The organism is Streptomyces sp. NBC_00236, from assembly GCF_036195045.1.
Classification (GTDB): Bacteria; Actinomycetota; Actinomycetes; order Streptomycetales; family Streptomycetaceae; genus Streptomyces.
Genome location: NZ_CP108100.1, coordinates 2,718,094 through 2,738,573, shown reverse-complemented (window position 1 = coordinate 2,738,573; position 20,480 = coordinate 2,718,094). Strand labels below are relative to the sequence as shown.

The following is a 20,480-nucleotide window of genomic DNA, read 5'->3' as shown; positions in this document are numbered from 1 at the left end:
CGCCGGCGGCCGCCCCTGTGGGCCGGCCGCCGGCGCGGAACCGTTAGTACGTCAGCCCGTAACCCACCGGGTACAGCACCTGCGCGGGATCGTCCGCGCGCTGCACCGGCACCGGGAGCCTGCCCTCCGGCTCGGCCCGGCCCGCGATCACCCGGACGGCTGCCCGCAGTTCGACATCGGTCCACGAGTACGAGGCCAGACTCGCCGCGTAGCCGGTCCCGGCCAGCTGGGCGATGTCGTACGGATTGCGGATCGCGACCGTGATCACCGGGACACCGGTCGCGGCCAGCTCGCGCACCAGGGTCCGCTGCGCACTCGTCGCCGAGACGTTGTACGTCCCCACGACCACCGCGTCCTTGCCCTGCGCGGCCGCCACCGCCGCGTCGATGGCCGCCCTGGTCGGGGCCGTACCGGTGGGCAGGGCCGTGGCCGTGTACCCCAGTTCGTTGAACGCCCCCGCCAGGGTGGTGGTCGGCGGCCCCGTCGTACCGGACGGGGAGGCCGGGTCGGCCCCCACCACCAGCAGGTTCCGGTGCGAGCGACGCGACAGCGGCAGCAGTGCTCCGTCGTTGGCCAGCAGCGTGGTGGTGTGCTCCGCGATCCGGTCGGCGGCGGCGAGGTGCGACCGGGTGCCGACGGTACGGTCCACACCCCGCCGGCTGACGAACGGGTCGTCGAACAGCCCCAGCTTCGTCTTCAGCCGCAGGATGCGCAGGATCGATTCGTCGAGCCGGTCCTCGCTGACCTCACCGTTCTTGACGGCCGCCAGGAGGGCGTTCCACGACACCTCCAGGCTCGGCGGGTTGAGCAGCTGGTCGACGCCCGCCTGCAGCGCCAGCACCGGTACCCGCTCGTCGCCGTACTTCGTCCGCACGCCCTCCATGCCGAGCGAGTCCGTGACCACGACGCCGTCGTAGCCGAGCTCCTCGCGCAGGATCCCGGTGAGGATCGGCCTGGACAGTGTCGCCGGGTCCTCGGCCGGGTCGAGCGCGGGCACCACGATGTGCGCCGTCATGATCGAGTCGATGCCCGCGGCGATCGCCGCCCGGAACGGCGGCTCGTCCAGCTCGGCCCACTGCTCGCGGGTGTGGCTGATGACCGGAAGCCCGGTGTGGCTGTCGGTGCTGGTGTCGCCGTGGCCGGGGAAGTGCTTGGCCGTGGAGGCGATCCCGGCGCTCTGGTACCCCTTCACCTGGGCCGCGACCATGCCCGCCACGGACTGCGGGTCGGAGCCGAACGACCGTACGCCGATCACCGGGTTGGCCGGGTTGACGTTGACGTCCGCGTCCGGGGCGTAGTTCTGCCGGATGCCGATCGCGGCCAGTTCGGCGCCGGCGATCTGCCCGGCCCGGCGGGCGTCGGACCGCGAACCGCCCGCACCCAGCGCCATCGCGCCCGGCATCAGGGTGGCCGGCTCGCCGACCCGGCAGACGATGCCGTGTTCCTGGTCGGTGGAGATGAGGAGCGGGACGGAGTTGGGCCCGGCCTGCGCGGCCCGCTGGATGCCGTTGGAGAGCTCGGCGATCTGGTGCGGGTCACGGGTGTTGTGCGCCCACGCGAAGTAGATGATGCCGCCCACGTGGTACTTGGCGATCATCTCGGCGGCGGTACGCACCCCGATCTCGGCGAGGTTGGCGTCGATGTCCGCCTGGTCGGGCTCGGTCGCGGAGTGCCCGTAGACCCGCATGACGAAGAGCTGGCCGACCTTCTCCTCCAGGCTCATCCGGGAGATGAGCCGCTTCAGCCGACGGGTGGTGGCGGCGGAGGTGTGACTGCTGCTTGCGGACTTCTGGGCGGCGACGGCGCCGGGGGCGACTGCCATGCCCGCTGCCGCCGCGACGGCGGTCGCCGCGGTGGCGGTGAGGAGGGTGCGTCTGGAGGTGCGGTCGTGCACGTGAGCTCCTTCGGCCGTACTCGATGACGAGGGGGTGGTGAAAGAAACTTCCAAGGATCACGGATATCCAGAAAATAACTTCCGGTCAAGGGTCCGGACCGTTTTGAGCGCGCCCCCGGACCCGAAACCGGTCCGGGATTGAGGGGGTGGCCGGGGCCCACTTGCGGCGAGCGGGACGGCCGCGCACGTGAACTGGGGCACATCTGCTGGCCGTTGGGCCCAGGGGGCCATGCGGGACTCACGATATTCGCATTAGTGTACGAGTATGAATGGTGCGGGTGGGGGTTGGGCGGAGTCCGTCGAACGCGCGGCGAACGCGGGGGTGAGATCTGTTGCCGCAGGTGGGGCAGATCGCGGGACGGGGGCGGGGGCTGACGGCCCGTCGGGTGCGGGGTATGTCCCGTTGCCGAGGTCTTTGCTGTGGGTTCAGGGGCTGCAATGGGTCCAGGCCGGGCTGACCCTGCTCTACGTGATGACCGTGCTGTCGATGGTGTCGTACGTCAACGGCGAGCTCCTCGGCGTGCTGGTGTACGACTCGCTGCCGAGCGTGGTCGGCGTGGTGCTGGCCCGGCGCGCGGTGCGGGGCGGCGTGTGGGTGGCGCGCGGCCTGGTGGCTGTGCAGTGCTGGTTGCTGTGGCTGTCTTTCGTGTCGCTGCTGCACATGGACTACCGCGGGTTCACGCAGACGGCCATTCCGGTCGCGGTGCTGGTGTTGCTGCGCAAGCCGGAGCTGCGCGACTGGTTGGCGTTGCCGGTCGGGCAGCGCGAGATGCCGAGGGCCTTCCGTGTCGAGCGGATGATTCTGTGGCGGCGTGATCTGGGTCAGACGGCCATGGAGTACCTGGGCCTCGTCCTGGTGGTCGTGGCGGTCGTCGGGGGGCTGGTGGCGACGGGGATCGGCCAGGAGCTGACGGGGAAGATCGGCGCCCAGGTGTGCCGGATCGGCGGGGGCGGCGACTGCGGGGGTGGCGGTGGCGCGGATGTGGAGGCGGGGGATCCGGCGGAGACCGGTGACGCGGGCGGCGGGACCGGCTCCGGTGGCGGTTCGGGCGACACAGACGCTTCGGGCGGCACCGATGGTTCGGGTGATGCGGGCGATGTAGTCGTGGTGAGCGGTGACGGTGGCACCCGCCCGGTCGCGCCCGGCCCGCTGGAGCGCGAGGTCGACAACGACGACTTCAAGGACGACCCCGATGAGCCGTTGATCCCCGACGAGCGGCATGACCGCAGTTGGTGGGATCACACCCGGGGTTTCTTCGTCGCTCCGTTCACCGGGCTCGTCAATGACACGTTCGCGCTGGTCACCAATCCCAAGAAGGTGGTCACGGACAGCTGGAACGGCCTGACGGGCTACACCAAGGACTGGTGGAAGAAGAAGGGCGGCGGCGTCTCCGAGAAGTGGAAGAAGGGGGACAAGCTCGGTGCCGCCTGGGAGGGCACGAAGAAGGGGCTCGGCTTCGCCAAGGACCTGGGTATCGACATGTTCGTCGACAAGGAGAACTGGAAGAAGGGCAACTACGGGGCGGCCGGCGGGAACACGATCCTCGGGGTCGTGGGCATTCTCTCCCCCAAGACCTTCAAGAAGTTCACCAAGCTCGGCAAGATCAAGAAGCCGAAGTTCCCGGACACGCCGGTGGGACGGGCAGCCGAAGCGGCCGGCAAGGCCGACGAGGCGGCGAGGCGCGGGGACCTGAGCGAGGCCCAGAAGTTCGCCGACGAGGCGCAGAAGCACGCGGACGACGCGGCCGAGAAGGCGCGTGAGAGCCAGAAGAAGGCCTGCAAGAACATCGCGATGGCCCCGGGGCACGTAGTTGTCACCCGGACCGCCGGCGGAGGCGTTCGCTCGGGTGGCCAGGGGCTGCATGCCACACCAGCGGTGTTCCGTGGTGGCGGGACCGGAGCCGTCGTCCGTACGAATGCCGCGGAGTGCGGCCCGGACGACGAGGCCGTCAAGTCCGCCCGGGAGGCCCAGCAGGAGGCCCTCGACGCGCAGGAGGCAGTGCTGCGCGAGGCGATGAAGCAGGCGAAGGGGGAGGGCGTCCGCCTCCAGGACGATGAGCTGAAGCGGCTCCTCGACCGGGCCAAGGACGATCCCGATCCGGCACGTAAGGAAATAGGCAAGAAGGAAGCGGCGGACGCGCTCAAGGACGTGACGGAGCTGCTGAGGCAGAAGAACGTCGACGGAATGAGCCGCCAGAAGCTCGGCGCCAAGGTGCTGAACTCCAAGAGCAGCGATGAACTTGCCGAGAACCTGGCCGAGGCCAACACCGTCGGCCGGGTCGCTCGGCACGAGGCAGCCGAAGGGTCCGTTGTCTACTCGGCTGTCGGGGACAAGTTCAAGCAGACGAAGCTCGACGACGGAAACGGTGGAGAGTTCGACATCGAGGGCATCGATGACGCTGACGTCGTGTACCGGGGGAAGGACGGCACGGTGAACATCGTGGAAGTGAAGAATCGCGGCACGGCGACGACGTCCCCCTCCCTCCCGGGCCAGGTGCAGAGGCTCGGCGACTGGCAGAAGGCGAAGCCCGGCAGGAAGGCCCGCTACGAGATCGAGAGCCGCGACGGCTGGTACAAGATCTTCGACAGGTTCAACAAGCCGTCCAACAAGAACAAGTCGCGGCCCGAGGGCACCCCTGCCACCGAGATGGCCAAGAACGACGTCGGTGCGCGTATCGCAGGCCAGGACCTCTCCCCGGATCAGCTCAGGCGAATGGACGAGGCCTGGAACGCCAAGAGCGACAGCGAGAAGTACGAGGCACGCATGACCGGCAAGTTGAAGGATCCCAAGACGGCGATGGAATACTTGGGAGTTTCGTGAGGCAAGGCGGCGGAGTCATGAGTGAGCGGTCGGATCTGGAGGCCTTGGCGGCAGCGCTCGACGCGTACGAGCCGCCGTCGGCCGAGTGGACGGACGAACTGTGGGACCTGTACGAGCGCACAGAGGCCGAAGAGCATGTGCTGCGCGCCAAACCGGACGACTGGACGGACGAGCTGTGGGAGCAGTACCGGAGCACGGAGGTTCCTGAACCGCATGCGCCGCTGACCCAGGAGCAGGAGGAGCTCTTCACTCAGGAGCGTGACCGGGAACGCCGGGCTTCTGCACTGCAGCATCTGCTGGAAACCCTGAGGGAGCGGCTGGAAAGCACCGGGCTGCGGGAACCCGCGCGCGCGGCCGACCTGGCTGAACGCTGGGTGAGGACGAACTTGCCGGCCCATCCCGCGGTGCGCTTGTTGTCCGAACTCGGCGCGCCGCACGGCGAGGCGGCGCTGCTTCGTCTCGTGGTCGACGACACGCTGGACCGTGAAGACCGGCAGGTCGTCCGCGAACCGCTCATGATGCTGCGCAAGCCGCGCAATCGCGCGCTGGGCCAACAGCCCCAGGAGGACGAGGCCCCCCTGCTGCCACCGGCGGTGCGCGGCCTGGCCGATGCCTGGGGAATGGACGGCCGATGGGTTCAGGCCGCGATCAACCGGGAGAACGTCGCCGCTGTCCGCGCCGCGCTGGAGGCGCTTCTGCCGGCCCGGCGGACGGCCGTCCCCGAGCCCCCGCCCGAGATGGTGACCAGGGGGGATGAGGAACCGGAGGTTCCGCCCGACTGGGTCCGCGTGAGGATGCTGTTGCGGGCACTCACGCCGCACCCGCGGACCGTCACCCGGGAGCGCCTGGCCGAAGTGCGCCGTGAGGCCGAACGCATGGGCCTGGAGACCTGCGTCGACTTCGCCGAGCGGTGGACGACGCGCCTCGGCGCATGGCTCGCCGGTCAGATGTTCTCCTGGCTCTGCGCAGCGAGCCGGGAGCCGGTCGACCTCGCCCCCTGGGCCGTGGACCTCGCGGAGCAGTACGTGCTCCGCGGATTCGCCGCCGAGGACGCCGAGCGCTTCCTGGACCTCTCCACGGACATCGACCCGCGCAGCGTGGCCGCGCTGGGCCGCCTCAGGGAGTCGGGAGCGATCTGAGCGGACGTCACCGCAGCCCCACGCCCGCCCCATGCGCCTGAAGCGCCGAGACGGCCGCCGTGATCGCCGGGCGGCGGGCCGCCTCCGTGCGCCACAGCGCGTACAGCCGCCGCACCGGTACGGGATCGATCCGCACCGCCACCACCCCGTCCGGCAGCGGCCCGCGCCCCAGCCGGGGGATCATCGCCACCCCGAGTCCGGCGGCGAGCAGGGCGAGCTGGGTGTGGTTCTCCTCGGCCTGGTGGCGGATGTCGGGTTCGTAGCCCGCCGAGCGCAGCGTCCGTACGAGCCAGTCGTGGCAGACCGTCCCCGGCGGCTGGCAGATCCACCGCTCCTTCGCCAGTTCCTCGCGCCGCACGCCGTCCCGCCCCGCCAGCCGGTGGCCCGCGGGCACCAGCAGATCGCACCGGTCGTCCCCGATATCCGCCTGCGCCACGCCCTCCGGGGCGGGCAGCGGGGCGATGTCCCAGTCGTGCGCGACGGCCAGGTCGATCACGCCCTTGGCCACCAGGTCCACCGAGAGGTGCGGGTCGACCTCCGTCAGCCGCACGTCGAGCTCGGGGTGCTCGCGGTCCAGCTCCGCCAGTACGCCGGGCAGCAGCCCGCGTGCCGCCGAGGCGAACGCGCCGATCGACAGCCGTCCCGTCGGCAGCCCCCGGCGCTCCTCCAGCGAGGTCTCGGCGCGCTCCACGATCGCCAGCAACTCCTGGGCGGTCGCGGCCAGATGGACGGCCTCCTCGGTCAGTGCGACCCCGCGGCCGCGCCGCTCCAGCAACGTCGTACGGGTTTCCCGCTCCAGCTTGGTGATCTGCTGCGAGACCGCCGACGGGGTGTAGCCGAGCGCGGCCGCCGCACGCGCGACGGAGCCGTGGACGGAGATGGCGTGCAGGGCGCGCAGCCGGGCGAGATCGAGCACCGTGGCCTCCGAGGTCCCAGGGGGTCCCATCGATTCATTAGCAACGCTCAATTTCACCATGAAGGAATCCGTGCTGGTGCTACATGGTCCGCGCACGCGATCCTCGGTGCATGCGTCCCCTCCACATCGCCCTGGCCGTCCTGGTGGCCGCCCTCTGGGGCGTCAACTTCGTCGTCATCGAGGTCGGCCTCGACCACTTCCCGCCGCTGCTGTTCTCCGCCCTGCGTTTCCTCGTCGCGGCCCTGCCCGCCGTGTTCTTCGTCGGCAGGCCGAAGGTCGCGTGGAAGTGGATCGTGGGCGTGGGGCTGGCCCTGGGCGTGGCCAAGTTCGGCCTGCTCTTCATCGGGATGGACCGGGGGATGGGCGCCGGGCTCTCCTCCCTGGTCCTCCAGGTCCAGGCGGTCTTCACGGCCCTCTTCGCGGCACTCGTGCTGGGTGAACGGCCGGGCAAGGTGAAGTTGTCGGGGATGGCGATCGCGCTCTCGGGCATCGGGGTGGCCGCCGTCGACGAGGGGGCGAGCGGGCCTGTGCTCGCCTTCGTCCTGGTGATCGCCGCGGCGGCCTGCTGGGGCGTGTCGAACGTCCTGACCCGCAGGGCCGCCCCGCCCGACTCCCTCAACTTCATGGTGTGGGTCTCGACCGTGCCCGTCCTGCCGCTGCTCGGCCTGTCCCTGCTCTTCGAGGGCTGGGACCGCGACCGGGACGCGCTCGCCGCGCTGGACTGGAGCGGCGCCGGGATCATCGTCTACGTCGCCTGGGTCGTCACGATCTTCGGCTTCGGGGCCTGGGGCTTCCTGCTCAGCCGCTACCAGGCCTCGTCCGTGGCCCCGTTCACCCTGCTCGTGCCGGTGTTCGGGATCTCGTCGGCCGCGCTGCTGCTCGGCGAAGCGGTGAGCCCGCTGCGGTGGTGCGCGGCGGCGCTGCTGGTCGGCGGAGTGGCGCTGACCTCGCTCGCGGGGGTGCGGCGGGCCCGGGCCGCCGCGCCGGAGACGCCTGAGCCGGCCCCCATGGCCGGGCAGCCGGACTACGTCGGAAACGTGCCGTAGGCCGTCGGCACCGGCGGTCCGAGGCACTGGGGCACCGCGACCGGCCCCCGTTCCCCGCAGCCTCGACGGCACCGAACAGCCCACGTCTCCGGAGGACTCGGGGCTGACCGGCACGGGGGCTCAGCGATCCGTCATCCGCGAGGTGGGCTTCGCCGGGCAGACCGGGTGAGCCGTTCGGCGAGAGCCTCGACGAGGCCCCGGAGCTCATCCGGACGTTCGATGACGAAGGGCCGGTCCAGCGAGGCGAGTACGGCAGGCAGCCAGTCGAGCCGGTCCACACGCATCTCCACACGTGACCAGCGCTCGGTCCCCGGATCTGCGCTGCTCGGGGACGGCAGTTCCTCCACGATCGCGACACCGGCGGGAAGCCGGGTGTGGATCTGCTCGGCCGTCCCCTGCACCCGCAGGGTCACCTCATGCCGGTACGGAGCCGTCGCGAGCCCTGTCAGAACGCGCTCGGCCGGGTCGATCCCGGCAGGCGGTTCGAACGAGCCGGGCAGGGTCCTCACCGCGGTGATGCGATCCAGCCGGAACGTACGGTCCTCGCCCGACGTGAGATCCGCAGCCGTCACGTACCACCTGCCCGAGTGGGCGACGACCCCGTGCGGGTGCAGGGTGCGTTCGCTGCGCCGGCCGTCGGAGGCGGTGTACCCGATCGAGATCGGCCGGTGATGGTTCACCGCGTCGGCGATCGAGAGCAGGACCGTGGAATCCGGGGCGACCGCCTCGCCGGGCGGAGCCGTGAAGGCAAGGGACCCGAGCACGGCGTCGAGTCTGAGGACCAGCCGCGCGGGCAGCACTCGCCGGATCTTGGCCGCCGCCGTCTCGCCCGCCGTGCCCGTGGCCGTGGTCAAGCCGGCTCGCCGACCCGCGACCAGACCGAGCAGCACGGCGAGCGCCTCGTCGTCGCTCAGCATGAGCGGGGGCATGCGGTAACCGGGGGCGAGCCGGTAGCCGCCGTAGCGGCCGCGTACCGACTCGACGGGCACGTCGAGGTCGACGAGGTGGGCGGCATAGCGCCGTACGGTGCGTTCGTCGACGTCGAGCCGTTCGGCGAGTTCGGTCACGGTCCGGATGCCGCCCGACTGCAGGAGTTCCAGCAGGGCGAGCACGCGGGCAATGGGTCGGGGCATGCCCGGAAGTCTCCCGCACATACCGGGCGGATTCCGCCCGGTATTAGACGTAGCGTGCTGCCGGAAACACCGACCGACCGACCAGGGAGAAACCCATGGACTTCGTCTCTGTCCGCATCATCACCGGCGACGTCGCCCGCCTCGTCGACTTCTACGAGCGCGCCACCGGAGTTGCCGCCGACTGGTCCAACGAGGACTTCGCCGAGCTCAGGACCGCCTCCGGCACCCTCGCGATCGGCAGCACCCGCACCGTCCCTCTGTTCGCGCCCGGCTCCGCCCGCCCGGCCGACAACCACAGCGTCATCCTCGAATTCCTCGTCGACGACGTGGACGGGGTGCACAAGAACCTGACCGGCTTCGTGAAGGACTTCGTCAACGAGCCCACCACCATGCCCTGGGGCAACCGCGCGCTCTTGTTCCGCGACCCGGACGGCACCCTCGTCAACTTCTTCACCCCCGTCACCCCGTCCGCCATCGAAAAGTTCGCCCGCTGAGTCGCTGAGTCGCTGAGTCGCTGAGTCGCTGACCCGCTGAGTCGCGGAGGTCGCGGAGGTCGCGGAGGTTGCGGAGGTTGCGGAGGTCGCGGAGGTCGCTCTGGGGGCCTGCGGGCCGGGGCCGACCTGCTGCCCGTGGACGGGAACTCGCCCCGCCCCCGCACCCACCCCGCTTCAGTCCTTCGGTGCCCCCAGCCGAAGCAGGTGCTCGCGCCCCGCGGCGAGCATCCCCGGCAGCTCCGCCGCCCCCGGGTACCAGCGCTTCTCGTACTCCCAGCAGACCCAGCTGTCCGCGTCGAGCGTGTCCAGGCACGCCCGCAGCGGCAGCACCCCCGCACCCAGGGCCACCGGCGTGGTGTCCTCGGTCGAGGCGATGTCCTTCACCTGTACGTATCCCAGGTGCGGGGCCAGCACCGCATGGCTCGCCGCCGGCTCCTCACCCGCCAGCCAGGTGTGCATGACGTCCCACAGCGCGCCGATGCTCCCGTGCCCCACCGCGCCGACCACCCGGGCCACGTCGAGCCCCGCGCGGTGCGAGTCGTGGGTCTCCAGCAGGACGCGCACGCCCAGATCCGCGGCGTACGGCGCGGCGGCGGCCAGCCGGCGGGCGGCGGCCCCGTCGGCGGCGCCGGGGTCCTGGCCGCCGCCGCCCGGGAAGACCCGGACGTGTGGTGCGCCCAGGTCGTGGGCCAGCTCGATCAGCCCGGCGAGCTCGTCCAGCACCGGCTGGTCGTCGCCCTCGGCGGCCACCCGTACGTATCCGGCCACGGTCAGGATCTCGACCCCGCCCCGCTTGAACTCATCGGCCACAGCCGCCCGTTCGGCCTTCGGGAGCCCGGGGTGCACCGGCTCCTCGGGGTGGGCGCGCAGTTCCACGCCCTGGTAGCCGTGCCCGGCGGCCAGCCGGACGACCTCGGCCATCGGCAGTCCCGGAACCCCGAGGGTGGAGAAGGCGAGCTTCACGTGTGTGTTCCTTCCGTCGGTCTGTGCCCCTGCACCGTACGGACCGGGGCGCGTCCGGCGCGTACCCCGCTCCCCGCCGCCCGACTCATCCCCGCGGCGCGGCCGTCGACCCGCGCACCATCAGCTCCGCGGCGATCGTCGCGATGCCGCCCGGCGGCGGGGCCTCCTTGCCTGTCGCCAGCCGGCCCGCCCGGGCCCCCGCCTCGAACAGCGGCAGCCTTACGGTCGTCAGGGCCGGGACCACGTCCACCGAGAACGGCAGGTCGTCGAAGCCCGCCACCGAGATGTCCTCGGGGATGCGCAGACCGCGGTCGCGGATCGCCGCGGCGGCGCCCAGGGCGACCGTGTCGTTCGCCGCGACCACGGCGGTGATCTCCGGTTCGCGGCGCAGGAGTTCGACCGTGGCGTCGTAGCCGGAGCGCCGGTCGTAGGAGCCGTGCACGGTGAGCCGCTCCTCGTCGCCCACGACCCCCACGGCCTTCATCGCGTCGCGGTGGCCCTCCAGCCGGTGGCGGGTCGTGGTCCGCTCCACCGGGCCCGCGACATAGCCGATGTCGCGGTGGCCCAGCGAGAGCAGGTGCTCGGTGAGGCGCCGGCCGCCACCGCGGTTGTCGAAGGCCAGCGCGGCCACCACTGAGGTGTTGTCGGCCAGCGGCGGGCGCCCGCACAGCACCACCCGCGTCCCCGCATCCGCGAGTTTCGCCAGTTTCGCGGAGACCGCGGCCTGGTGGGCCGGGTCCTCGACCGCACCACCGGTGAGGACGACCGCGGCGGCGCGCTGGCGCTGGAGCAGGGTCAGGTAGGTGAGTTCGCGCTCCGGGGTGCCACCGGTGTTGCAGACGATCGCGAGCTTCTCGCCGCCCGCCCGGCCCGAACCGTCGCCCGGACCGCCGATCTCCGTCTGCGCCGCGCCCGCCATGATCCCGAAGAACGGGTCGGCGATGTCGTTGACGAGGATCCCGATCAGGTCGGACGTGGCCGCGGCGAGTGAACTCGCGGGCCCGTTCAGCACGTAGTCCAGGTCGTCCACCGCACGCAGGACCCGCTCCCGGGTGGACGCCGCCACCGGGTAATTGCCGTTCAGTACGCGGGAGACGGTGGCCGGGGACACCCGGGCGCGAGCCGCCACGTCCGCCAGGGTGACTGTCATCGCATTCCTCCGAGGAGTGATGAGGGGGATGGGACCAAAGCAGGAGTGGACCAAACCAATCAGCGCGCCCCCTCTTGTCCAGGCCGCTGTCGGCAGGCTAGCGTCATACCGCATAGAAAGCGCTTGCTACGGCTGTATGGAGGAACTTTCGTGACACGCAGGACAGTGCGCATCGCCATGAACGGCGTCACGGGTCGCATGGGATACCGGCAGCACCTGGTGCGCTCGGTCCTCGCGATCCGCGAGCAGGGCGGCCTCGATCTCGGCAACGGCGACGTGCTGTGGCCCGAGCCGGTCCTCGTCGGCCGCCGCGCCCACGCGCTGGAGGCGCTCGCCGAGCAGCACGGCCTGACCGAGTGGTCGACCGACCTCGACGCGGTCCTCGCCGACGACACCATCGACATCTACTTCGACGCCCAGGTCACCTCGGCGCGCGTCGAGGCGATCAAGAAGGCCATCGCGGCGGGCAAGCACATCTACACGGAGAAGCCCACCGCCACCGACGTCGAGGGCGCCTTGGACCTCGCCCGCCTCGCCCGGGACGCCGGCATCAAGCACGGCGTCGTCCAGGACAAGATCTTCCTGCCGGGCCTGCTGAAGCTGAAGCGCCTCATCGACGGCGGCTTCTTCGGCGAGATCCTCTCCGTGCGCGGCGAGTTCGGCTACTGGGTCTTCGAGGGCGACTGGCAGGAGGCCCAGCGTCCCTCCTGGAACTACCGCGCGGAGGACGGCGGCGGCATCGTCGTCGACATGTTCCCGCACTGGGAGTACGTGCTCCACGAGCTGTTCGGCCGGGTCACCACCGTCCAGGCGCACGTCCAGACGCACGTTCCCGAGCGCTGGGACGAGCACGGCAAGCCCTACGCCGCGACCGCGGACGACGCCGCGTACGGCATCTTCCAGCTGGAGGGCGGCGCCGTCGCCCAGATCAACTCCTCCTGGACGGTCCGCGTCAACCGCGACGAGCTCGTGGAGTTCCAGGTCGACGGCACCCACGGCTCCGCCGTCGCGGGCCTGCGCAACTGCCGCGTCCAGCACCGCTCGGCGACCCCCAAGCCGGTCTGGAACCCGGACCTCCCGGTCACCGAGTCCTTCCGCGACCAGTGGCAGGAAGTCCCCGACAACGCGGTCTTCGACAACGGCTTCAAGGCCCAGTGGGAGCTGTTCCTCCGCCACATCGTGCTCGACGAGCCGTACGCCTGGGACCTGATGGCCGGCGCCCGCGGTGTCCAGCTCGCCGAGCTCGGCCTCAAGTCCTCCGCCGAGGGCCGCCGCTTCGACGTTCCGGAGCTGACCCTGTGACCTGCCACCTTCTGTCAGGGGGCCTCGGAGATCACCTCGCGAGCTGCCACCTCCCGCAGGAATCACCGGAGTTGACCTCGTGACCATCCACCTTCCGCAGGGCCGGTACGAGCCCCGCACCACCCCGTTCGACCTCGCCCCCGGCGGAGCGCCGCTCGCCTCCCGTACGGTCTTCTCCGCCGCGCACGTCGTCGCCGACCCGTACGCCGACATCAGCCCCGACTCCCCGGCCGCCGTCGACTGGGACGCCACCCTCGCCTTCCGCCGCCACCTCTGGTCGCACGGCCTGGGCGTCGCCGAGGCGATGGACACCGCCCAGCGCGGCATGGGCCTGGACTGGGCGGGCGCCGCCGAGCTGATCCGCCGCTCGGCCGCCGAGGCCAGGTCCGTCGGCGGGGCCATCGCCTGCGGCGTCGGCACCGACCAGCTCCCCGCCGGCCCGGCCACGCTCGCCGAGGTGCGTTCCGCGTACGAGGAGCAGCTCGCCCTCGTCGAGGAGAGCGGCGCCCAGGCCATCCTGATGGCGTCCCGCGCACTCGCCGCCGCGGCGAAGAGCCCGCAGGACTACCTGGACACGTACGCGCACCTCCTGCGCCAGGCCACCGAACCGGTCATCCTGCACTGGCTGGGCCCGATGTTCGACCCCGCGCTGGACGGCTACTGGGGCTCCACCGACCTGGACGCGGCGACCGACACCTTCCTCCAGGTCATCGCCGAACACCCCGACAAGGTCGACGGCATCAAGATCTCACTCCTCGACGCGGAGCGCGAGATCGACGTCCGCCGCCGACTGCCGGGCGGAGTGCGCTGCTACACCGGGGACGACTTCAACTACCCCGAGCTGATCGCCGGCGACGACCGGGGGTTCAGCCACGCACTGCTCGGCATCTTCGACCCGCTCGGCCCGCTGGCCGCGCACGCGGTACGGGTCCTGGACACCGGAGACACCAAGGGCTTCCGTGAACTCCTCGACCCGACGGTCGAGTTGTCCCGCCACCTCTTCCAGGCACCCACCCGCTACTACAAGACGGGCGTGGTGTTCCTCGCCTGGCTGGCCGGCCACCAGGACCACTTCACGATGGTGGGCGGCCTGCAGTCGGCCCGCTCACTGCCGCACCTGGCGAAGGCCTACGAACTGGCCGACACCCTGGGCCTGTTCCCCGACCCGGAACGGGCCGAGTCCCGCATGCGCGCGTTCCTCACGGTCAACGGAGGCACCCGATGAGCGACGGCCGTCTCTCCATCAACCAGGAGACCATCAAGCAGTGGTCGCTGCCCGAGCTGGCCGAGGGCTGCGCGAAGGCGGGCGTCGACAAGGTCGGCCTGTGGCGGGCCCCCGTCCAGGAGTACGGCGTGGAGGCGACCGCCCGTCTCCTCGCCGACTCCGGCCTGTCCGTCACCAGCCTCTGCCGGGGCGGCTTCTTCACCGCCCTCGACCCGGCCGAGCGGGCCCGCGCCCTGGACGACAACCGTGCGGCGCTCGACGAGGCGGCGGGTCTGTCCACGGACACCCTGGTCCTGGTCTCGGGCGGCCTCCCGGAGGGCAGCAAGGACCTGTACGGCGCCCGCGAACGCATCGCGGACGCCCTGGCCGAACTGGCTCCCTACGCGGCCGAACGAGGCGTACGCCTGGCCATCGAGCCGCTGCACCCGATGTTCGCCTCGGACCGCTGCGTGGTCTCCACCCTGTCGCAGGCCCTGGACATCGCGGAACGCTTCCCGGCCGACCAGGTCGGCGTGGTCGTCGACACGTACCACCTCTGGTGGGACGACCAGGCTCCCGCCCAGATCGCCCGGGCGGGCGCGGCGGGCCGGATCCACTCCTTCCAGCTCGCCGACTGGATCACCCCGCTCCCGGCGGGCGTCCTGCTGGGCCGTGGCCAACTCGGCGACGGCAGTGTGGACTTCCGTGGCTTCCGCACGGCGGTGGAGGCCACCGGCTTCGACGGCCCGATCGAGGTGGAGATCTTCAACGAGGACCTGTGGGCACGCGACGGCGCGGAGGTCCTGGCCGAGGTCGCCGCCCGTTACGCGGAGCACGCCTGCTGAACCCGTACGCCGGGCCGACCCGGCCGCCGGGGCAAAAAGATTGCCCCGGCGTGCAACCCTTCCGTGCCCTGCCGTGTCGTATGTGTAGTCAGGAGCTTCCGGGGAGGGGTCCGGGGGGATCGGGAGGCGCCTGACAGGGGGAGAGCGAGAGGGGCTCGGTCCGAGGACCGGGCCCCGTTTCGCTGTAGTCGGTCGAGCTCGGCTGACCGACCGGGCGCCGGATGACCTGCGCGGGGGTGCGGCGGCGACCGGGATCAAGGTCAGGATGCCGCTGGGCGAGCGCGAGCCGAAGATGCGGCCGGCCTTGCCCAGGCGTCTCCTCCGTCGGCTGTCGCCCCATATGTCGCGCGGCGGAACCATCGGGCCCAGGCTTGAAGGGAACGAGTCCGCAGGTCCCGAAGGGGCCGGAAACGGAGGAGTGATGCCGACGACGACACGGAACGACGCTCCCGTCGCGATCGAGGACGGCGGCGTGGAGTTGCGCTTGCAGGACATCGGGGGAGACATGGCCGTCGCGTTCGCGAAGTTCCCCAAGGGCACGGACATGGCGCCCGCCCTCAAGGGGCTGCCCGACGACCTGTGCCCGTGCCCCCACTGGGGATACCTGTTCAAGGGCCGCCTGAAGATGCGGACGCAGCACGGGGACGAGATCTACGAGGCGGGGCAGGCGTTCTACTGGGCCCCTGGGCATGCCCCGGAAGCGCTTGAGGACTGTGAGTACATGGACTTCTCCCCCACGAAGGATTTCAACGAGGTCATCGACCACATCAAGGGCGCCCGTCAGTAGGTGTGATGCCGGGCGGGGGCCGTGGTGCCATGACTGGCCAGCGGTTCGACGTGTGGACGACCGGGGCCGCCTACGAGCGGTACATGGGCCGGTGGAGTCGGCTTGTCGCGGAGGAGTTCACGGCGTGGCTCGACTGTCCGGACGGGCTGCGGTGGGTGGACGTGGGATGCGGTACCGGTGTGCTGTCGGCGGTGGTGACGGCCCGGTGCGCGCCTCGGTCGGTGGTGGGGGTCGACCGGTCGGAGGGGTTCGTGGCCTCGGCCCGAGCCACGGCGCCGGTTTCCACGTACTTCACCGTGGCGGACGCGATGTCGCTCCCGGTGCGCGACGAAGCGTGCGACGTGGCTGTCAGTGGCCTGGCCCTGAACTTCCTTCCCGCACCCGGTGCGGCGGTGGCGGAGATGGCCCGGGTGGTCGGGCCGGGCGGCCTGATCGCGGCGTACGTGTGGGACTACGCCGACGGCATGGAGCTCATCCGCCGCTTCTGGGACGCCGCCATCACGGTGGATGCGGCCGCTTCCGCACGGGACGAGGCGCGCCGGTTCCCCGTGTGCCGTCCGGAGCGGCTGCGCGCGGTATGGGCCGAGGCCGGGCTCGTCGATGTGTCGGCCACCTCGGTCGAAGTGGCCACCGTCTTCACCGACTTCGCCGATCTGTGGGACCCGTTCCTGGCAGGGCAGGGCCCTGCACCGACCTATGTGTCCGCCCTCCCGCCCGCCCACCGGGACCGGGTACGTGACGCACTCGGCGCGGCTGTCCCCGGAGGGCCGGACGGATCCATCGCGCTCACGGCCCGGGCCTGGGCGGTGAGCGGCCGGACGGCTGGAAGCGGCGGCTGACCGTGGACGGCGCTGAACGCTGTTCGTTCACGGACCTGCCTCATCCGGCAGGGCAGTTGGGGCTTCCGGACCCGCCGTCCGCTGTCCGGGAAAGCAGTCCGGGAACGCGGGTCGAAGTCCGTGCTGGGACAGGGCCCCGGCAGCAGGGCGGACCGGTCACCGCCCGGTGGCCGCCTCGGGCAGGGGCGCGGGGGCAAGGTTGCCCTCGTACGCCTCCCGCGCGTCCTCCAGTTCCGGCAGATGCGCCGCCGCCCACGCGCAGCAGGCGGCCATCGGGGTGAGCAGCGACCGGCCGAGAGCGCTCAGTTCGTAGTCCACCCGGGGCGGGATCCCGCCACCGACGGTACGGGTGACCAGGCCGTCCCGTTCCATCGACCGCAGCGTCTCGGTCAGCACCTTGGGCGTGATGCCGCGCAGCGGGACCTCCAGTTCGGAGAAGCGCCGGGGGCCGGCCTCCAGGCACCTGATGATCCGGGCGGTCCATTTGCCGCCGATGCGCAACGGCGAGGTGTGGTGGGAGCAGCCCGTGAACATTTCGGGATCAAGTGGTTGGCTCACGCCGACGAGCGTACGTAACTATCGTTGCGGAAACCATGGGGTGCGGGGCTAGCGTCCGCTGCATCGGCCTGCGGTCCGCGGGCCTTGGTGAGGGGAACCCCATGGGCAGCAGAATCGTCGTTTTCGGAGCGGGCGGACGTGCGGGCCGGAGGGCGGTCGCGGAGGCCGTCGCGCGCGGGCATCAGGTCACGGCGGTCGTGCGGGACGTGGCCGCGTACAAGGGGCCGACCGCTGACGGTGTCAGCGTCGTCGTCGGTGATGTCACCCAGGCGGACAGCGTCGCCGGGACCGCAGCCGGACACGACGCCGCGATCAACGCGGCCGGCCGGATGGACGTGCCGTCGCGGGACTTCTATGTGAGCGCGACCCACGCCCTGCTCGACGGGCTGGCCCGGGCGGGCGTCGGGCGACTGGTGCTCATCGGCATCGGGTCCGTACTGGAGACCGCGCCCGGCGTGGCCGTCCACGACGCCCCCGGCTTCCCCGAGGAGGCGCGGGCCTTCTCGCTCGGGCACTCCGCCGAACTCGACGTGCTCCGCGCCGCCGAGACGGACATCGACTGGCTCGTCATCGCCCCGCCGCCCGTGATGCTGGACGACGCGGCGCCGAGGACCGGCCGGTACCGGACGGGCGGCGAGCAGGTGATCGCCGACGGCGCCCCGTCCTTCTCCTACGCCGACCTGGCGGTCGCGCTGATCGACGAGATCGAGACCCCGAAGCACCGGCGCTCGCTCACGGCGGTGGCCGGCTGACCTCGCCCGGCTGACCTGCCCGGCCGGGGTCAGACGGCCACGGCCGACACGTCGGCCCCCGGCAACGTGGCGGCGTACGCCTCGATGTCATGGGTGTCCGAGGTCAGCACGGTGCCTCCGCCGTGGGCGGCTGCGACGAACACGGCCAGGGCGTCCACCGGGTCGGGGCGCTCCTTCGGGGGCAGCACGGCCGCACCGATCATGTCGCCAATGGTTTTCCAGTCCTCGATGGTCATTCCCCCCGCTATGTCAGCCCCGCCCGGTACCGTCACGACCATGTCCACCAGGTCCTCCACGACGTCCTCCACGACATCGCCCGCACCGAACATGGCCGTCCTCGAAGGCGTACTCGAGCGCATCACGTACGCGAACGAGGAGAACGGCTACACGGTCGCGCGCGTCGACACCGGGCGTGGTGCCAACGACCTGCTCACCGTCGTCGGGTCGCTGCTCGGGGCGCAGCCCGGTGAGTCGCTGCGGATGGAGGGGCGGTGGAGCTCGCACTCGCAGTACGGCAAGCAGTTCACCGTCGAGAACTACACGACGATCCTCCCTGCCACGATCCAGGGCATCCGCCGCTACCTCGGTTCCGGGCTGATCAAGGGCATCGGGCCGGTGATGGCCGACCGGATCACCACCCACTTCGGCGTGGACACCCTCGACATCATCGAGCAGCAGCCGAAGCGTCTGGTCGAGGTCCCCGGGCTCGGGCCGAAGCGGACGAAGATGATCGCCGCCGCGTGGGAGGAGCAGAAGGCGATCAAGGAGGTCATGGTCTTCCTCCAGAGCGTCGGCGTCTCGACCTCCATCGCCGTCCGTATCTACAAGAAGTACGAGGACGCCTCGATCTCCGTCGTGAAGAACCAGCCCTACCGGCTGGCCGCCGACGTCTGGGGCATCGGCTTCCTGACCGCGGACCGGATCGCCCAGGCCGTCGGCATTCCGCACGACAGCCCGGAGCGAGTCAAGGCCGGGCTGCAGTACGCGCTGTCGCAGTCCAGCGATCAGGGGCACTGCTTCCTGCCCGAGGAACGGCTCATCGCGGACGCGGTCAAGCTCCTCCAGGTCGACACCGGGCTCGTCATCGAGTGCCTGGCCGAGCTCGCCGCGGAGCCGGAGGGTGTCGTACGGGAGAAGGTGCCGTCGCCCGAAGGCGGTGAGCCGATCACGGCCGTCTATCTGGTGCCGTTCCACCGGGCCGAGATCGCCCTGGCCGCCCAGGTGCGGCGGCTGCTGCGGACGCCGGAGGAGCGGATGCCGGCCTTCGGGGACGTGGACTGGGACGTGGCGTTGAAGTGGCTCGCCGGGCGTACGGGGGCGACCCTGGCGCCCGAGCAGGAGGCCGCCGTACGGCTCGCGCTCAGCCGGAAGGTGGCCGTGCTGACCGGCGGGCCGGGCTGCGGGAAGTCGTTCACCGTCCGGTCGATCGTGGAGCTGGCCCGCGCGAAGAAGGCGAAGGTGGTGCTGGCGGCGCCCACGGGGCGGGCGGCGAAGCGGCTCTCCGAGCTGACCGGGGCCGAGGCCTCCACCGTGCACCGGCTGCTGGAGCTCAAGCCGGGCGGGGACGCGGCGTACGACCGGGACCGGCCGCTCGACGCCGATCTCGTCGTCGTCGACGAGGCGTCGATGCTCGACCTGCTGCTCGCCAACAAGCTGGTCAAGGCCGTGGCGCCCGGGGCCCATCTGCTGCTGGTCGGCGATGTGGACCAGCTGCCCTCGGTCGGCGCGGGGGAGGTGCTGCGGGATCTGCTCGCCGACGGCAGCCCCGTCCCGGCGGTCCGGCTGACCACCATCTTCCGCCAGGCCCAGCAGTCCGGCGTCGTCACCAACGCCCACCGCATCAACTCGGGCGTACCGCCCCTCACCCAGGGGCTCAGCGACTTCTTCCTCTTCGTGGAGGACGAGACGGAGGACGCCGGGGTGCTGGCCGTGGATGTCGCGGCCCGTCGTATCCCGGCCAAGTTCGGGCTCGACCCGCGCCGGGACGTACAGGTGCTCGCGCCGATGCACCGCGGCCCGGTCGGGGCCGGTCATCTCAACGGGCTGCTCCAGCAGGCCATCACCCCGGGCCGCCCCGACCTGCCCGAGAAGCGGTTCGGCGGCCGGGTGTTCCGCGTCGGCGACAAGGTCACCCAGATCCGCAACAACTACGACAAGGGGGAGAACGGTGTCTTCAACGGCACCGTCGGCGTCGTCACCGCCCTCGACCTGGACGAACAGAAGCTGAGCGTGCTCACCGACGAGGACGAGGAGATCAGCTACGACTTCGACGAGCTCGACGAGCTGTCCCACGCGTACGCCATGACGATCCATCGCTCCCAGGGCAGCGAGTACCCGGCCGTCGTCATCCCCGTCACGAAGAGCGCCTGGATGATGCTCCAGCGGAACCTGCTGTACACCGCCGTGACGAGGGCGAAGAAGCTCGTGGTGCTGGTCGGCTCCCGGCAGGCGATCGGCCAGGCGGTCCGCACGGTTTCCGCAGGCAGACGTTGTACGGCGCTGGATTACCGGCTGCGCGGAGGCACGGAAGGAGGATCCACGGAGGTTCCTCGGAAAAAATGATCGATCAAATCGGTGGGAAACATCACGGAGGTCTTCCGCAACCGCAGTCAAGGGGGCAGGATGAATAAGTTCGCG

The 20,480-nt window shown here is 71.1% G+C and carries 18 protein-coding genes; 11 read left to right on the top strand and 7 right to left on the bottom strand.

Features of this window, described 5'->3' with window-relative positions; translation table 11 throughout:
• Positions 1-43 precede the first annotated feature (43 nt).
• A complete protein-coding gene (locus OG446_RS12250) occupies positions 44-1,894 on the bottom strand; it encodes a glycoside hydrolase family 3 protein (protein ID WP_328894057.1) in 1,851 nt (616 codons plus the stop codon).
• Between the two features lie 403 nt (positions 1,895-2,297).
• On the opposite strand from OG446_RS12250, the gene OG446_RS12245 reads away from it, so the two are divergent.
• Positions 2,298-4,715: a hypothetical protein gene (locus tag OG446_RS12245; protein WP_328894056.1), complete on the top strand. Its 2,418-nt coding sequence runs from the start codon at positions 2,298-2,300 to the stop codon at positions 4,713-4,715.
• 17 nt (positions 4,716-4,732) lie between these two features.
• Positions 4,733-5,854: a hypothetical protein gene (locus OG446_RS12240; RefSeq protein ID WP_328894055.1), complete on the top strand. Its 1,122-nt coding sequence runs from the start codon at positions 4,733-4,735 to the stop codon at positions 5,852-5,854.
• A 7-nt stretch (positions 5,855-5,861) separates the two neighbouring features.
• Here OG446_RS12240 and OG446_RS12235 read toward each other — a convergent pair whose 3' ends face one another.
• On the bottom strand, positions 5,862-6,770 hold the full coding sequence (locus tag OG446_RS12235; RefSeq protein WP_328898279.1) for a LysR family transcriptional regulator: 909 nt from the start codon (positions 6,768-6,770) through the stop codon (positions 5,862-5,864).
• A 110-nt stretch (positions 6,771-6,880) separates the two neighbouring features.
• Here OG446_RS12235 and OG446_RS12230 point away from each other — a divergent pair, with 110 nt between their 5' ends.
• Positions 6,881-7,816, top strand: a complete 936-nt coding sequence (locus tag OG446_RS12230) for an EamA family transporter (RefSeq protein WP_328894054.1) — start codon at positions 6,881-6,883, stop codon at positions 7,814-7,816.
• 131 nt (positions 7,817-7,947) lie between these two features.
• Here OG446_RS12230 and OG446_RS12225 read toward each other — a convergent pair whose 3' ends face one another.
• The gene (locus tag OG446_RS12225) at positions 7,948-8,949 is read right to left on the bottom strand and encodes a helix-turn-helix transcriptional regulator (protein WP_328894053.1); all 1,002 of its coding nucleotides are present in this window, start codon (positions 8,947-8,949) and stop codon (positions 7,948-7,950) included.
• A 95-nt stretch (positions 8,950-9,044) separates the two neighbouring features.
• On the opposite strand from OG446_RS12225, the gene OG446_RS12220 reads away from it, so the two are divergent.
• On the top strand, positions 9,045-9,443 hold the full coding sequence (locus OG446_RS12220; protein ID WP_328894052.1) for a VOC family protein: 399 nt from the start codon (positions 9,045-9,047) through the stop codon (positions 9,441-9,443).
• A gap of 174 nt (positions 9,444-9,617) precedes the next feature.
• Here the strand turns inward: OG446_RS12220 and OG446_RS12215 are convergent, their stop codons facing one another.
• Together OG446_RS12215 and OG446_RS12210 are read right to left on the bottom strand one after the other, a co-directional pair.
• The gene (locus OG446_RS12215; protein WP_328894051.1) at positions 9,618-10,406 is read right to left on the bottom strand and encodes a sugar phosphate isomerase/epimerase family protein; all 789 of its coding nucleotides are present in this window, start codon (positions 10,404-10,406) and stop codon (positions 9,618-9,620) included.
• 85 nt (positions 10,407-10,491) lie between these two features.
• Positions 10,492-11,556 (bottom strand): LacI family DNA-binding transcriptional regulator, encoded by a 1,065-nt coding sequence (locus tag OG446_RS12210; RefSeq protein WP_328894050.1) that lies wholly within the window; start codon positions 11,554-11,556, stop codon positions 10,492-10,494.
• Positions 11,557-11,706: 150 nt separating this feature from the next.
• On the opposite strand from OG446_RS12210, the gene OG446_RS12205 reads away from it, so the two are divergent.
• From OG446_RS12205 to OG446_RS12185, 5 genes are all read left to right on the top strand, one after another.
• The gene (locus OG446_RS12205; protein WP_326662089.1) at positions 11,707-12,858 is read left to right on the top strand and encodes a Gfo/Idh/MocA family protein; all 1,152 of its coding nucleotides are present in this window, start codon (positions 11,707-11,709) and stop codon (positions 12,856-12,858) included.
• Between the two features lie 79 nt (positions 12,859-12,937).
• Positions 12,938-14,083 (top strand): dihydrodipicolinate synthase family protein, encoded by a 1,146-nt coding sequence (locus OG446_RS12200; protein WP_328894049.1) that lies wholly within the window; start codon positions 12,938-12,940, stop codon positions 14,081-14,083.
• Positions 14,080-14,907 (top strand): sugar phosphate isomerase/epimerase family protein, encoded by an 828-nt coding sequence (locus tag OG446_RS12195; RefSeq protein WP_328894048.1) that lies wholly within the window; start codon positions 14,080-14,082, stop codon positions 14,905-14,907. Before OG446_RS12200 ends, OG446_RS12195 begins: the two co-directional genes overlap by 4 nt.
• A 421-nt stretch (positions 14,908-15,328) precedes the next feature.
• Positions 15,329-15,694, top strand: a complete 366-nt coding sequence (locus OG446_RS12190) for a hypothetical protein (RefSeq protein WP_328894047.1) — start codon at positions 15,329-15,331, stop codon at positions 15,692-15,694.
• A 29-nt stretch (positions 15,695-15,723) separates the two neighbouring features.
• Positions 15,724-16,533: a class I SAM-dependent methyltransferase gene (locus tag OG446_RS12185; protein ID WP_328894046.1), complete on the top strand. Its 810-nt coding sequence runs from the start codon at positions 15,724-15,726 to the stop codon at positions 16,531-16,533.
• 156 nt (positions 16,534-16,689) lie between these two features.
• On the opposite strand, the gene OG446_RS12180 is transcribed toward OG446_RS12185, so the two are convergent.
• Positions 16,690-17,067, bottom strand: a complete 378-nt coding sequence (locus OG446_RS12180) for a winged helix-turn-helix transcriptional regulator (RefSeq protein WP_328898278.1) — start codon at positions 17,065-17,067, stop codon at positions 16,690-16,692.
• 125 nt (positions 17,068-17,192) lie between these two features.
• On the opposite strand from OG446_RS12180, the gene OG446_RS12175 reads away from it, so the two are divergent.
• A complete protein-coding gene (locus OG446_RS12175; RefSeq protein ID WP_328894045.1) occupies positions 17,193-17,843 on the top strand; it encodes an NAD(P)-dependent oxidoreductase in 651 nt (216 codons plus the stop codon).
• A gap of 29 nt (positions 17,844-17,872) precedes the next feature.
• Here the strand turns inward: OG446_RS12175 and OG446_RS12170 are convergent, their stop codons facing one another.
• A complete protein-coding gene (locus tag OG446_RS12170; protein ID WP_328894044.1) occupies positions 17,873-18,079 on the bottom strand; it encodes a hypothetical protein in 207 nt (68 codons plus the stop codon).
• Between the two features lie 40 nt (positions 18,080-18,119).
• Here OG446_RS12170 and recD2 point away from each other — a divergent pair, with 40 nt between their 5' ends.
• Positions 18,120-20,405: an SF1B family DNA helicase RecD2 gene (gene recD2 / locus OG446_RS12165; RefSeq protein ID WP_328894043.1), complete on the top strand. Its 2,286-nt coding sequence runs from the start codon at positions 18,120-18,122 to the stop codon at positions 20,403-20,405.
• The last annotated feature ends 75 nt before the right edge of the window (positions 20,406-20,480 follow it).

Excerpts from the sequence above, each read along its gene's own strand:
- OG446_RS12240 (WP_328894055.1), top strand. The coding sequence starts at position 4,733 with ATGAGTGAGCGGTCGGATCTGGAGGCCTTGGCGGCAGCGCTCGACGCG.
- OG446_RS12230 (WP_328894054.1), top strand. The coding sequence starts at position 6,881 with ATGCGTCCCCTCCACATCGCCCTGGCCGTCCTGGTGGCCGCCCTCTGG.
- OG446_RS12225 (WP_328894053.1), bottom strand. The coding sequence starts at position 8,949 with ATGCCCCGACCCATTGCCCGCGTGCTCGCCCTGCTGGAACTCCTGCAG.
- OG446_RS12220 (WP_328894052.1), top strand. The coding sequence starts at position 9,045 with ATGGACTTCGTCTCTGTCCGCATCATCACCGGCGACGTCGCCCGCCTC.
- OG446_RS12210 (WP_328894050.1), bottom strand. The coding sequence starts at position 11,556 with ATGACAGTCACCCTGGCGGACGTGGCGGCTCGCGCCCGGGTGTCCCCG.
- OG446_RS12195 (WP_328894048.1), top strand. The coding sequence starts at position 14,080 with ATGAGCGACGGCCGTCTCTCCATCAACCAGGAGACCATCAAGCAGTGG.
- OG446_RS12190 (WP_328894047.1), top strand. The coding sequence starts at position 15,329 with ATGCCGACGACGACACGGAACGACGCTCCCGTCGCGATCGAGGACGGC.
- OG446_RS12185 (WP_328894046.1), top strand. The coding sequence starts at position 15,724 with ATGACTGGCCAGCGGTTCGACGTGTGGACGACCGGGGCCGCCTACGAG.
- OG446_RS12180 (WP_328898278.1), bottom strand. The coding sequence starts at position 17,067 with ATGTTCACGGGCTGCTCCCACCACACCTCGCCGTTGCGCATCGGCGGC.
- OG446_RS12175 (WP_328894045.1), top strand. The coding sequence starts at position 17,193 with ATGGGCAGCAGAATCGTCGTTTTCGGAGCGGGCGGACGTGCGGGCCGG.
- OG446_RS12170 (WP_328894044.1), bottom strand. The coding sequence starts at position 18,079 with ATGACCATCGAGGACTGGAAAACCATTGGCGACATGATCGGTGCGGCC.
- recD2 (WP_328894043.1), top strand. The coding sequence starts at position 18,120 with ATGTCCACCAGGTCCTCCACGACGTCCTCCACGACATCGCCCGCACCG.